12 protein-coding genes are annotated in these 12,849 nt (G+C 62.1%); 3 read left to right on the top strand and 9 right to left on the bottom strand.

Translation table 11 applies throughout. From position 1 onward, the window contains the following. Window positions 1–21 precede the first annotated feature (21 nt). Window positions 22–1,179 (top strand): glycosyltransferase family 4 protein, encoded by a 1,158-nt coding sequence (locus AC1DJO_RS00295; protein WP_477968355.1) that lies wholly within the window; start codon window positions 22–24, stop codon window positions 1,177–1,179. 218 nt (window positions 1,180–1,397) lie between these two features. On the opposite strand, the gene der is transcribed toward AC1DJO_RS00295, so the two are convergent. From der to AC1DJO_RS00280, 3 genes are all read right to left on the bottom strand, one after another. Continuing rightward, window positions 1,398–2,813 (bottom strand): ribosome biogenesis GTPase Der, encoded by a 1,416-nt coding sequence (der, locus tag AC1DJO_RS00290; RefSeq protein WP_477968353.1) that lies wholly within the window; start codon window positions 2,811–2,813, stop codon window positions 1,398–1,400. 15 nt (window positions 2,814–2,828) lie between these two features. Continuing rightward, entirely contained in the window at window positions 2,829–3,512 is a 684-nt protein-coding gene (locus tag AC1DJO_RS00285; RefSeq protein ID WP_477949337.1) for a tetratricopeptide repeat protein, read from the bottom strand. 100 nt (window positions 3,513–3,612) lie between these two features. Then, window positions 3,613–4,209 carry an NnrU family protein gene (locus tag AC1DJO_RS00280; protein ID WP_112390301.1) on the bottom strand — a complete coding sequence of 199 codons (597 nt, stop codon included), beginning with the start codon at window positions 4,207–4,209 and terminating at the stop codon, window positions 3,613–3,615. Window positions 4,210–4,334: 125 nt separating this feature from the next. Between AC1DJO_RS00280 and AC1DJO_RS00275 the strand changes: the two genes are divergently transcribed. Beyond that, window positions 4,335–5,330 (top strand): polysaccharide deacetylase family protein, encoded by a 996-nt coding sequence (locus AC1DJO_RS00275; protein ID WP_477968351.1) that lies wholly within the window; start codon window positions 4,335–4,337, stop codon window positions 5,328–5,330. Window positions 5,331–5,531: 201 nt separating this feature from the next. On the opposite strand, the gene bacA is transcribed toward AC1DJO_RS00275, so the two are convergent. Both bacA and AC1DJO_RS00265 read right to left on the bottom strand, forming a co-directional pair. Next, on the bottom strand, window positions 5,532–6,800 hold the full coding sequence (gene bacA, locus AC1DJO_RS00270; protein ID WP_477968349.1) for a bacteroid development protein BacA: 1,269 nt from the start codon (window positions 6,798–6,800) through the stop codon (window positions 5,532–5,534). 122 nt (window positions 6,801–6,922) lie between these two features. Beyond that, window positions 6,923–8,104, bottom strand: a complete 1,182-nt coding sequence (locus AC1DJO_RS00265) for a YbfB/YjiJ family MFS transporter (RefSeq protein WP_477968347.1) — start codon at window positions 8,102–8,104, stop codon at window positions 6,923–6,925. A gap of 158 nt (window positions 8,105–8,262) precedes the next feature. Between AC1DJO_RS00265 and AC1DJO_RS00260 the strand changes: the two genes are divergently transcribed. Then, entirely contained in the window at window positions 8,263–8,853 is a 591-nt protein-coding gene (locus tag AC1DJO_RS00260) for a PadR family transcriptional regulator (RefSeq protein ID WP_112515656.1), read from the top strand. 17 nt (window positions 8,854–8,870) lie between these two features. Here AC1DJO_RS00260 and AC1DJO_RS00255 read toward each other — a convergent pair whose 3' ends face one another. The 4 genes from AC1DJO_RS00255 to AC1DJO_RS00240 form a co-directional block, all read right to left on the bottom strand. Next, a complete protein-coding gene (locus AC1DJO_RS00255) occupies window positions 8,871–10,103 on the bottom strand; it encodes an acyltransferase family protein (RefSeq protein WP_477968345.1) in 1,233 nt (410 codons plus the stop codon). A gap of 178 nt (window positions 10,104–10,281) precedes the next feature. Then, the gene (gene map / locus AC1DJO_RS00250) at window positions 10,282–11,040 is read right to left on the bottom strand and encodes a type I methionyl aminopeptidase (RefSeq protein WP_112390296.1); all 759 of its coding nucleotides are present in this window, start codon (window positions 11,038–11,040) and stop codon (window positions 10,282–10,284) included. A gap of 43 nt (window positions 11,041–11,083) precedes the next feature. Then, a complete protein-coding gene (locus tag AC1DJO_RS00245) occupies window positions 11,084–12,145 on the bottom strand; it encodes an LLM class flavin-dependent oxidoreductase (RefSeq protein WP_477968343.1) in 1,062 nt (353 codons plus the stop codon). Between the two features lie 198 nt (window positions 12,146–12,343). Continuing rightward, window positions 12,344–12,811 (bottom strand): SRPBCC family protein, encoded by a 468-nt coding sequence (locus tag AC1DJO_RS00240; protein WP_477968341.1) that lies wholly within the window; start codon window positions 12,809–12,811, stop codon window positions 12,344–12,346. Between the last annotated feature and the right edge of the window lie 38 nt (window positions 12,812–12,849).

Below are 12,849 nucleotides of genomic sequence, written 5' to 3'. Positions count from 1 at the left end.
CGGCCTGGATGGATACGGGATATGCTTCAACATCCTTCGAAGAGCCTGAATGGCGAGAGCTGGGCCAATACCGCACCCGGCACGGTACCCGAACGCCTCGTTATCGTCACCGACGCCTGGCACCCGCAGGTCAATGGCGTCGTGCGCTCGATCGAGAACACCAATCGCGAGCTGGCGAAGATGGGCGTCGAAGTATCGATGGTCACGCCAGAGCGCTTCGCGAGCTTCCCCTGCCCGACCTATCCCGAGATCCGCCTGTCGGTCGCCCGCTATGGCCGTGTTGCCCGCGAGATCGAAAAACACCGGCCGTCCTACGTTCACATCGCCACCGAAGGCCCGCTCGGGCTGACGGCGCGGCGCTGGTGCCTGAAGAACCGCATGCCCTTCTCCACCAGCTATCACACCCGCTTTCCGGAATATGTCTCGGCACGCCTGCCGGTGCCGAAGAGCTGGCTCTACGCTTTCGTCCGTTGGTTCCACAATTCGGGCGCCGGCTGTATGGTCGCAACCCCCAGCCTCGCCCGCGAACTGGCAGAAAAAGGCATCCGCAACCTGATGCCCTGGACGCGCGGCATCGACGCCTCGCAGTTCCACCCGGCCGAACTCGAGGAAAAGCCCTTCGGCCTGCAGCGCCCCGTCTTCATGACCGTTGGCCGCGTCGCGCTCGAAAAGAACCTGCCCGCTTTCCTCGATCTCGACCTGCCCGGCTCGAAGGTCGTCGTCGGCGATGGCCCGGCGCGTGCCGAGCTTGCCAGGCGCTACCCCGATGTGCTTTTCACCGGCATCAAGTTCGGCGAGGAACTGGCCGCGATCTACGCCCAGGCCGACGTCTTCGTCTTCCCGTCGCTGACCGATACCTTCGGCAACACCATCCTGGAAGCGCTCGCCTCCGGCGTCCCGGTCGCCGCCTATCCGGTCACCGGCCCGCTCGACATCATCGGCGATGACGGCGAAGTCGGCGCGCTTGATGATGACCTGCGTGCCGCCTGCCTGGCCGCACTTTCGGCCTCCCGCGAAAAGGCCCGCGAGCTGGCGCTGAATTACTCCTGGGAAGCGGCAACGCAGCAGTTCATCAACAACATCCGCGCCGCCAACGGCGTCATCGCCCCGAAATGGAAGCGCGCCTGGCAATATGCCAAGACCTTGCCAAGGCGGAAGGCGGCGATCGCTGCGGAGTGATTGGTTTGAGGCCTGAAGTAATTTGAGGTTGGCGCAAGCAGCCTCCACATCCGCCCTACGGGCACCTTCTCCCCACTGGGGAGAAGGGAAAACATCAGCGTATTCATTCCTGCACCATCAAGCGGAACGGCGCGGCGAATCCCTTCTCCCCAGCGGGGAGAAGGTGGCGGCAGCCGGATGAGGGGGCCGCACGCTCAAAGCTAAAAGGCTGGCTAACCCTAAGTCCGCCGCCTCTTCCCCTCGTAGGGGTTTTCCTTCTCGCGGTAGTGGATCCGGATCGGCACGCTCGGCATGTCGAAATCGACGCGCAGGCTGTTGATCAGGAAGCGCGTGTAGGATTCTGGCAGGGAATCGGCGCGCGTGCAGGAGATCATGAAGGCCGGCGGGCGGGCCTTGACCTGCGTCATGTATTTCAGCTTCAGGCGGCGGCCGGAGACGGCGGGCGGCGGATGCTGCACCTGCTGCTGCTCCAGCCAGCGATTGAGCTTCGAGGTCGAGATGCGCTTGTTCCAGACACGGTCGGTCTCGATGATCGACTGCATCAGCTTGTCGAGCCCACGGCCGGTCTGGCCGGAGATCGGTACGGCGCGAATGCCGCGCGCCTGCGGCAGCAGCCGCTCGGTCTTTTCCCGGAGATCGGCAAGCACGGCCTGCGGATCCTCGATCATGTCCCACTTGTTGAAGGCGAGAACGGCGGCGCGGCCTTCGCGGATCACCAGATCCACCAGCTGCAGGTCCTGCTTTTCGAACGGAATGGTCGAATCGAAGACGATCACCACCGTTTCGGCAAAGCGGATCGAGCGCAGCGAATCCGCAACCGACAGCTTTTCAAGCTTCTCGGTGACACGCGCCTTTTTGCGCATGCCGGCGGTATCGAACATCTTGATGGTCCGGCCCTGCCAGTCCCACTCGACGGAAATGCTGTCGCGGGTAATGCCGGCTTCCGGACCCGTCAGCAGACGGTCTTCGCCGAGAAAGCGGTTGATCAGCGTCGACTTGCCGGCATTCGGGCGGCCGATGATCGCCACGCGCAACGGCTTGGTGTCGTCGTATTCCGGCTCGTAGTCGTCGTCTTCGAATTCGTCGCGGACATCGACGTCGGTGACGGCGTCGTCTTCCTGCTTGGCATAGGCTCGGTCCTTGCCGATCGCCTCGACGATGGCGTCGCGCAGATCAAGCATGCCCTGGCCGTGTTCGGCAGAAATCGGCGTCGGTTCACCGAGGCCGAGCGTATAGGCATCGTAGAACCCGCCATCGGAGCCCTTGGCTTCCGACTTGTTGGCAACCAGCACCACCGGCTTACCGCGGCGGCGCAGCATCTCGGCGAGATCCTTGTCAACAGGTGTCAGGCCGAACTTGGCATCGACGACGAAGAGCGAAAGATCCGCCTCGTCGATCGCCGCTTCTGTCTGCAAACGCATGCGGCCCTGCAGGCTCTCTTCGTCAGCCTCTTCGAGACCGGCAGTGTCGATGATGGTGAAGGTCAGGCCCATCAGCCGCGCGTCGCCAGGACGGCGGTCGCGGGTAACGCCCGGCGTGTCATCGACAAGCGCCAGCTTCTTCCCAACCAGGCGGTTGAAAAGCGTCGATTTACCGACATTCGGGCGACCGACGATGGCGACCGTAAAACTCATCAGGTTTCCTTAAGCTCAGCCCTGTGCGGCGGGCGCTTTGCCGGATGCGGTGATATTATCAAGCATCATCTGCGCCCGGTTGGCAACATTGCGCGGGCTCGCGGCATCTTCAGTGATCTGCGTGAACCAGGTACGCGCCTGCGCCATGTTGCCGGCCTTGTAGGCGGCAATGCCGAGCGCTTCGCGGGCCGAGTGGCGGAAGGCATTGGCAGGGATCGCCATGTCCTCGAGTTCGGCAACGACCTGATCGTAGGTACCGGTATCGATCAGCAACCAGCCGGCGCGAAGCTTGGCCGCGCTGCGCACGGCTTCCGGAACCGACTGATCCTTGCCGATCGTCTGGAATGCAGCAACGGCGCCGGCATTGTCGCCCTTGGCGGAAAGAACGGTCGCGGCGCGCATGCGGGCCAGAACCGGATAGGCGCCATGGCCTTCCTTTTCCAGCTTGTCGAGAGCGGCGATCGCTTCGTCGTTCTTGTTTTCGTCTGCCAGCTTCATCGCCGCCAGGAACTGGTCGCCGGTGCTGGACGAGGCATTGTCGTCCCAATACTGGTAGACCTTGAAGCCGACGGTGCCGAGAACGATCAGGACGGCGAGCGCGATCAGGTAGCGGCCAAAGCGGCGCCATGCGCCCTTCATCTGGTCGGAACGCAGTTCCTCATTGACTTCACGAATGAAGCTGTCGTCGTTGAATGCCATTCTCGTCTCCGGCAGGAAAAGCCCAGTTTATGCGTTTGCGCATATTGTTGGGCCTTCTACCCCATTTTGCGGCCGATGTAAGGGGGATATCTGAGATTCCTCAGGAAGCCAGCATCGGCAGCGGCGCCACGCCGATCAGCCATTCATGCACGCGCCAGATCATCAGCGCCCAGACGATGACACCGATGACGACGGCGTAGAGATCGTATTTGCCCGAAACGAACACCGGAAGGGTGATCTCGCCGCGGCGCCAGCGGCGCTTCAGCGAGATGCGCAGGATGACGCCCCAGGCGAGAAACGCCGCAAACAGCAGGACGGAATAGGCCTCGCCATTCGACAGCAGATGAGCGAGCGCCCAGATCTTCACCGAAAGCACGACGGGATGCTTGGTCTTCGCCCGGATATGGCCGGCCGGCAGAAAGCCGGCGACAAAACAGATAACGGCGACAAGCATCAGCGTGACGGTCAGATGCGCCATGCCCGCCGGCGGATTGTAGAGCATGCCGATCGGCTCGCTGCGCGCCGTCACGAAGGCATAGGCGACGAACACAAGCGTCAGGATGCTGGCGATCGAATGGAAGGCGATCCACACGGGCTTGCCGAGCTTCTCGATCATCGCCAGCCGGAAGCCGGGTGCGACGACGCGGATCAGATGAAGACCGAGGAAAAGAACGAGGCTTAAGGCAAGCAAGGCCATGGCTGATATTCCTGATTGATAGATGCTGATGCTGGATACCGGTTGACCGGCGAAAATGCCAGCGCGACCGCAGCTTCGCCGCAATTCTGTAACAGGAAAGCCGCAAACAAATTGTCGCGGTGCCCATGTTTCGTTCCATTTCCTCTGCCTGTCTCGCCCTTTCCGTTGCCCTGCCCTCCGCAGCCTTCGCTGCCGATCAGCCGAAGCAGCTCGTCATCATTTCCTTCGACGGCGCCCACGACAACGCGCTCTGGCAGAAGAGCCGCGAGATGGCGGCGAAGAACGGCGCGCACTTCACTTATTTTCTGTCCTGCACCTTCCTGATGAATCAGGATGCGAAGAAGGCCTACCAAGCCCCTCATCAGAAACGCGGAAAGTCGAATGTCGGCTTCGCCCAGAGCGACGGCGAAATCCGCGAGCGGCTCGGCAACATCTGGCATGCGCATCTGGAGGGACACGACATCTCCAGCCATGCCTGCGGCCATTTCGACGGCCGCCAGTGGAGCGGCGCCGACTGGTCGGATGAATACGCGACCTTCAAGGCGACGCTGAAGAATGCCTGGAAGGGCGTCGGTCTGCAGGAGCCTGATGGCTGGCAGGATCTCGCCGATCACGGCATCAAGGGTTTTCGCGCCCCCTACCTCTCGGCAACGGCGGGCAGCGACATGATCACGGCAGAAAAGAAGGCGGGCTTCACCTATGACGCCAGCCTCGTCACCAAGGGACCGGCCATGCCCGTCATCGAAGACGGCATCATCCGCTTCGGCCTGCCGCTGATCCCCGAGGGACCGAAGGACCGTCCGATCATCGGCATGGACTACAACCTCTTCGTCCGCCACTCCAAGGGCGAAGAAGACGCCGCCGACAGCAAGACCTTCGAAGAGCGCTCCTACGCCGCCTTCAAGGAAGCCTTCGACAAGCAATATGCTGGCAACCGCATCCCGCTGCAGCTCGGCTTCCATTTCGTCGAAATGAACGGCGGCGCCTATTGGCGGGCACTCGACCGGCTGGTCAGCGACGTCTGCCACCGCAGCGACGTCGCTTGTGTCAGCTATTCCGAGGCGATTCCGATGATTCTGGCGCGCGGGAAACTGAAAGAGCAGGACGCTTCGGGGCTGTAACGCCGCTTCAATTCGGCAGCATGAGGAGATTGGCCGGAGCGCAAGCGCCCCCCATCCGCCCTTCGGGCACCTTCTCCCCGCTGGGGAGAAGGGAAGTGTAAGCGTTCAAGGCTGGGTCCCTTCTCCCCAGCGGGGAGAAGGTGGCGGCAGCCGAATGAGGGGGCTGCTCGCTCAAAGCTATCGGCAAGTTAGCTCGGGTGCTCAGCCGTCCTGATGGACAACCCCACCTTCACGGTCCAGATACCGCTGATCGATCGCCGGCAACGGCTCCCCATCAATCGCCGATTCGAACGTCCGAAGACGCTTGTAGATGGACAGCAGCTCGACGATCGTCGTCCAGGAATTGACGAGATACTGGAACGATTCACGCACCTGTCCGAACACATTCTGGATCTGGCTCATGACGCCAAGCGTCAGCTTGCCCGCAACGATCGACGGCACGAGCACGAAAGTGCCAAACAGATTGTCCGCCTGCAGATAAAAGATACGGGCAACGTTGAAATACATGTAGTGGAAATAGAGGCGGAAGTAGTTGCGCCGCACGTTGGCGAACAGCTGCGCCACTGTGATCGGATCCGCGCGGTCGTCATGGTCCTCGCCATAAACCAGTTCCTTGCGGTAGGCCGCTTCAACGCGCTGGTTGCGGAACTCGAGGCCCGGCAGCTTGATCCCGACCGCCGCCAGAAACACCGTTCCGAACAGCGACCAGCAGATCGCCGCCCAGACGAGCGCATGCGGGACTTCGCCGATAATTGGAAGTTCGGTGACCGTGCCGGAGAACTTGAACAGCACCGGCAGGAAGGCGATCAGCGTCATGATCGAGCTGACGAGGTTGACGCCAAGGCTTTCGACCGTGGTCGAGAAGCGCATCGTATCTTCCTGAACACGCTGCGAAGCGCCTTCGATATGGCGCAGCTTCGGCCAGTAGGACATGTAGAATTCGTTCATCGCGGTGCGCCAGCGGAAGATATAGTGGCTGACGAAGAACAGGTTCAGCACGCCAACGGTGATGGCGACGAAGGCGATGCCCGCAAAGCCGGTCATGCCCCAGTAGAGGTCGGCAGCGCTCGGTATCGGGTCCTGACGCGCCAGCGCCCGCTGGATCATGTCGTAGAACGGTCCGTACCACGCATTGATCGCCACGCTCACCTGCACCGAGAAATAGGTGTTGAAGATGATCAGCGCCGAGCCGAGCACCGACCAATTCTGCCAGCGGTGCGGGCTGTAGGTGAACCAGAAGCCCGCGAATAGGGCGACGAAGACCGCGTAATAGATGTAGAACCAGAGGAACGGTTTCGACCAGAAGACGGAAACGCCGATCACCGCCTCCTCCCCGGCCGGCAGCGGCGGCAAGCCCATCGCGGCACCGAGGCCGGAGCCTCCGAAATACCAGAGAAGAACGCCGATCAGCGCCCAAACGATAGCGGATGTGAAGAACAGTTTCGGCTTCGGGAAATAGGAGACGAACACGTTTGCGCGGCTTTCTTGAACAGAGTCGGCATTTGCTTTGACAGCACTGATTGTGCGGGAAATTAAGGCAGTTCGAAGAAGGCAGCAATGGCCGCGGGCCATTCTTACGTATTTGTAACGGCTTATCCCAGTTTCTTGATGACCGGCAGCACCAGGAGCGCGCAGAGGACGAGCGCGGCCGCCGCCATATAGGTCGGCAGTGTGAAGCTGCCGGTGCCTTGCGCCACCCAGCCGGCGACCAGCGGCCCGACGATCTGGCCGAGCCCGAAGGCCGCCGTCATCATCGCGAAGATCCGCCGCGGGCTATCGGGCGACAGCTTGCGGCCGATCTGCAGGCCGAAGGCGGTGATGGCCAGAAAGGTCGCGCCGAACAACCCGCCGCCGATCAGCGGCGCCAGCGAATGCGGCAGCATGACGGTGGCCAGAACGCCCGCCGCTTCAACCACCAGCGCGGCCACATAGACGCCACCGAGGCCAAGCGGCTTGACGAAGGGCTTCCAGGCAAACAGCGCGACCGCCGATGTCAGCCCCGCGATGAACCAGCAGAGAAACTCCACCATCTGCCCGGCGGCATCCATGCGCGCGATGGCAACGAGGAAGGTGGCGGTGATCACATAGCCGAAGCCGAAGATCCCGTAGGAAAGCGTCACCAGCGTCATCGGCCGGTTCCAGCGGATGGCAGGCTCCGGCCCTGACTGCTGCGAACGTGCCGGGCCGGCCGGCAGCAGATACCAGACGGCGGCAAGACTGACCGCAGAGAAGATCGCCCCGCCGAACCAGTCGGCTTGCCAGGCGCCGACAACGGGATAGAGGAGACCGATCAGCAGCACCATGACCGACGATAGCGCGATCCCCGCCCCCGGCCCGCCGAAATGCGCCGATTGCACATGGTCGTTCCCCGCTGCAGCCCCATGGCTGAGGACGATCGACGAGGTGAAGATCATTGCAAAGGCGCTGGCGAGACCGGCGAGGAACCGGATTGCAGCGAAGACGGGCACCGAGGTCGTCACGCCCATCGCTGCCAGTAGCAGCGTGCTGAGTGCCAAAGCCGACAGCGCCACGAAGCGCTCCCGCCCCGCCGCCCAGCCATAGGCGGCAAGAATGGCACCCGCGAGATAACCGACGAAATTCGCCGAGGCGATGAAGCCGGCATCCGATGCCGAGAGCGGAACGCCGGTCATCATGCCCGGCAGGATCGGCGTGTAGGAGAAGCGCCCGAAGCCCATGGCCGCGGCCATGGCGATCATCCCGGCAAGCGCCGTGCGGAACAGACTGACGGGCTCATTGTCATTACGTGCCAACATGCCACGCTTATCGCGCCGTTCTTGCTGCACCGCAAACAAGTAATTCTCATCGATCGATCAATTTCAGAAATTCGAGATGTGTATCTTGAAACGCAATATCGTACGATATATGTTTTACGACATAGCATTCGATATGACTAACGATGAAAGGAAGAGCTATGAGAGGCTTTAGAGGCGGTGGCGGCGGCATGTTCGGCGATGCGATCCGCATGGGAATGGGCCGGAAATTTTCGGCAGGCGATCTGCAGATCGTGCTTCTGGCGCTGCTCAACGAGCAGCCGCGCCACGGCTATGAACTGATCAAGGTGCTGGAAGAGCGCTCCGGCGGCTTCTACGTGCCGAGCCCCGGGGTCATCTACCCGGCGCTGACCTATCTGGAAGAAACCGGCCTGACCGAAGTCGAGGCCGAGGGCACCAAGAAGCTTTACAAGATCACCGAAAGCGGCAAGCGCAAAGTCGAGGAGAACCGCGCCATGATTGACGGCATTTTCAGCAAGCTTGAGCGCGTCGGCGAGAAGATGGCCTTCGTCAACCGCATGTTCGATCCGGAACAGCATGGCCGCCGCCACGAGGAGAACGAGGAGTTCATGCGCGACGACCGTGAGGTTCGCGCCGCCCGCGAACTGCTCCGCTCGGCGCTGCGCATGCGTCATCCCTGGTCACCGGCTGAAGCGGCCCGCATTTCAGGCATCCTGGAGCGTGCCGCAATGGAAATCCTCCAGGGCGGTGACGCCAAGCCGCAAGGCTGAGCTGTCCACGCCGGACCTTAAAGCGGACTGCCGTCGCGCGTTGCGTGGCGGCCGTCTTTTTGCAGGACGGGGCCGATCTGCGCCATGTCGCGCCGCACCGAACTGCCCGGCAGCCCGTCGCGCTCCGCGACCCAATATCCGGCAACGCCAATCGCCGTCATCACCGCAAACAGTGGAACGGCCACGGCCGATTTCCTGAACCGCCCAAAGCGGATCGGCTTTTCGATCAGCAGATAGGTCAGGGCCGCAAGGGCAAAGCCGGCGGCAAGCAGGCCGATGCGAACGGAAAACGCCGGCGTGTCCTTCTCGACGATGTAGCCGAACGACAAGAGCGGCCAGTGCCACAGATAAAGCGGATAGCTGATCAGGCCGACGGCGATGGCAATCGGATTGCTGAAGATCGCCTGTTTCAGAAATGCGTTCCTCCCCGCAGCAATCACCAGCACGGCTCCGAGAACCGGTGCGGCGGCGATGATGCCCGGAAAAGCCTGCTTCTCGCGGATCAGCGCGAAACTCAGAACCAGCAACACGATGCCGGAGATGGCAGCGGCATTGGCCGCCGGTTTCGAAAGATTGCCGCGGGACCGCTCAAGCTCGGCCAGCGCGGCACCGGCAAGCAGCTCCCAGAAGCGGGTAATCGGCAGGTAGAATGCCGTTGTCCGGTCAAGGTAGACGATGACCAGATTGGCAATCATCGAGACAAACGCCACGACGGCGATCGTCTTGATCACGTTCATGCCGCGCCGCCAGGCAATCCAGGCCGCCAGTGGCCAGACGATGTAGAATTGCTCCTCGACCCCGAGCGACCAGAGATGCAGCAGCGGATTGGAAATCCCGCCATCCTTCTGGCTGCCGATCTCGAACCAGAAAAGCAGGTTGGCGACGAAACCGGCGCCGCCCGCCACATGCTCTCCAAGCTCCCGGTTGTCGGCCGCCGACAAGGCGATCCAGCCAACGCACAGGCAGAACAGCAGTACAGCGATCAGCGCAGGAAAAATCCGGCGGATGCGGCGGCTATAGAAATCGAAGATCGAGAAGCGGTCGTCATGCAGCTGCTGCAGGATATGCCCGCTGATCAGATAGCCCGAAATCACGAAGAAGATATCGACGCCGACAAGGCCGCCCGGCAGCCAGGTGGGAAAGGCATGGAAGATGACGACGGACAGAACCGCGACAGCGCGCAGCCCGTCGATATCCGAGCGATAGCCGTGCTGAACGGCCGATCCACTGCCCTGTTGTCTCTGCAGCATTCCCGACCCTCCGCAACAGCCGGCGGGCAAGGCAACGGTTCAGCCGGCATGTCTCAAGCGGTACCGCGGAAATGCCGCAGCCGCTAATCGGCCATAGGCGGTAGACGCCTGAATATTCGGATGAGTGTGGTGCTAAGCCTGGCCGCCGGGCGCCGTAAAGGATGAGCGCCCTACCCGGTTAAGCAGCAAGATCCGGCAGCGTCAGGATCAGCGGCCCGTTGCGGGTGGCAACGACGGTGTGCTCATACTGCACTGTCGGCGCCTGCGGATCGGCATAGAGCGTCCAGGCATCGTCGCCGCCTTCGGCCCAGGTAGCGCCGAGCGACAGGAACGGCTCGACGGTGAAGACCAGACCATCGGTCATGATCCGCTTTTCGGACGGATCCGGCCAGGTCGAGAGTTCGCCCGGCTCCTCGTGCAGCGAGCGGCCGACGCCGTGGCTCGCCAGATTGGCGACCAGCGTGTAGCGGTTCTTGGCTGCAAAGGCGCCGACGGCATTGCCGATCTTTGCCAGCGGCTCGCCCGACTTGATCTGGTTGAGGCCGACGAACAGCGCCCGCTTGCCGTCGCGGCAGAGCCGCTCGATCTTCGGCTTGACCGGCGGCACGGTGAAGGAGGCGCCTGTGTCGGCGAAGAAGCCGTTCTTCTCGGCCGAGACGTCGATATTGACGAGATCGCCCGGGCGGATCACCCGCGGGCCGGGAATGCCGTGGGCGATTTCCTCGTTAACGCTGATGCAGGTCGCACCCGGAAACTGGTAGCAGAATTCAGGCGCCGAACGGGCGCCTGCATCTTCGAGAACCTTGCGGCCGATCTGGTCAAGCTCCAGGGTGGTGATCCCCGGCTCAAGCGCTGCCGCCATGATCTGGATGGCGTTAGCGCAGATGCGACCGACATCCTTCAGCTTTTCCAGTTCGTCGTCGTTTTCGATTACCATCGTTCTTCCCGGCTGCCGCATCGGCGGCAGGCCAATTGCGGGTCTAGGCGGTGGCTTTCGCGCCTTCGCCCGTTTCAGTCAATGCCTTTCTGACCAGCGGCGCGACTTTCGTGCCGTAGAGCTCGATGCCGCGCATGATCTGGTCATGCGGCATCAGACCGATCGCCATCTGCAGCAGGAAGCGGTCATTCTTGAACAGCTTGTGCGCAGCAACGATCTTCTCGGCCACCTGTTCCGGATTGCCAAGGAAGAGGTTGCCGATCGGTCCCCGCGCCGCATCGAAATGCGCCCGGTTCGTCGGCCCCCAGCCGCGCTCGCGGCCGATGCGGTTCATCACCTCGGCCTGCGGCCCATAGAATTGGTCGGCTGCCGCTTCGGTCGTATCGGCGATGAAGCCGTGAACGTTGATGCTGGTCTTCAGCTTCGAGGCATCCTGCCCTGCCCGGCGTGCCGCCTCGCGATAGAGCTCGAAGAGCGGCGCAAAACGCGGATATTCCCCGCCGATGATCGCCAGTGCCACCGGCAGACCCATGGCGCCTGCCCGCGCCACCGACTGCGGCGTCCCGCCGACGGCAATCCACAGCGGCAGCGGATCCTGCAGCGGACGCGGATAGACGCCCCGCCCGTTGATCGGCGCCCGCAGCTCGCCCTTCCAATTGACGACCTCCTCGTCGCGCAGCGCCATCAACAGATCGAGCTTCTCCTCGAACAGCTGGTCGTAGTCCTCGAGATTGTAGCCGAACAGCGGAAAGGACTCGATGAACGACCCGCGCCCCGCCATGATCTCGGCGCGTCCGTTCGACAACAGATCGAGCGTTGCGAACTGCTGGAAGACGCGGACAGGATCTTCGGAGGACAGAACGGTGACGGCGCTTGTCAGCCGGATATTCTTGGTCTTCACCGCGGCAGCCGCCAGCGCCATGGCGGGAACGGAGGCCGCATAGTCAGGACGGTGATGCTCGCCAAGCCCGAAGATATCGAGCCCCACCTGGTCGGCAAGCTCGATTTCCTCGATCAGATGCTTCAACCGCTCGGCACCCTCCGCACCCTTGCTGCGGCTCGGATTGGGGTTGACGTCGGCAAAAGTGTAGAGACCCAGTTCCATTGTCGGCATCCTGTTGAACTTGCTCCTCAGATAAGGATCGGCAAGCCCCTGGGCAAACGGAAATTCTGGAACGGATCGTTCGATAAAGTTGATGGCTGGATGGGATCAGGCCAGCGGCCAATCCGAATCCAAATTCAACGGCTTGCGGGCGCAGGCGGAATCGAAATCGAAACCGCCTCAGCGTCCGCTTTAAGCCGATCAATTGCGTTTCAGGTATTCCTCAAGCTGGCCAGCGACGGTACCCCAGCCGTCATGGAACCCCATCTTCTCGTGCGCTTCCTTGTCTTCGGCACGCCAGTGCAGCGCCTTGGCGGTATATTTCGTCCGGCCGTTGCCGAGATCTTCGAGCAGGATGACGGCGGTGAAGAACGGCTTTTCGGACGGCACCCAGCCGCTCGTATAGGCATCGGTGAAGACGATCTTCTCGTTTTCGACGAGCTCCAGATAGACCCCGGAATTCGGATACTTGTTGCCGTCAGGGTCCTGCATGACGACGTAGCTGGAGCCACCCGGGCGCACATCGAGCTTGGCTTCGGCGATCGTCCAGGGCTTCGGAACGAACCATTCCTTGATCGAATTCTCGTCGGTCCAGGCCTTGTAGATCTTCTCGCGCGGCACATTCATTTCGCGGACGAGAACCAGTTCATGCTGTGTCGTGGCGGTCATTTCGGCATTCCTCCTGTTGAGCGAAACCTGTGTACGAT

The sequence above is a fragment of the Rhizobium sp. 05N430 genome, from assembly GCF_056396985.1.
The sequence above is the reverse complement of the archived record's forward strand: the minus strand, read 5'-3'. Positions and strand labels throughout refer to the sequence as shown.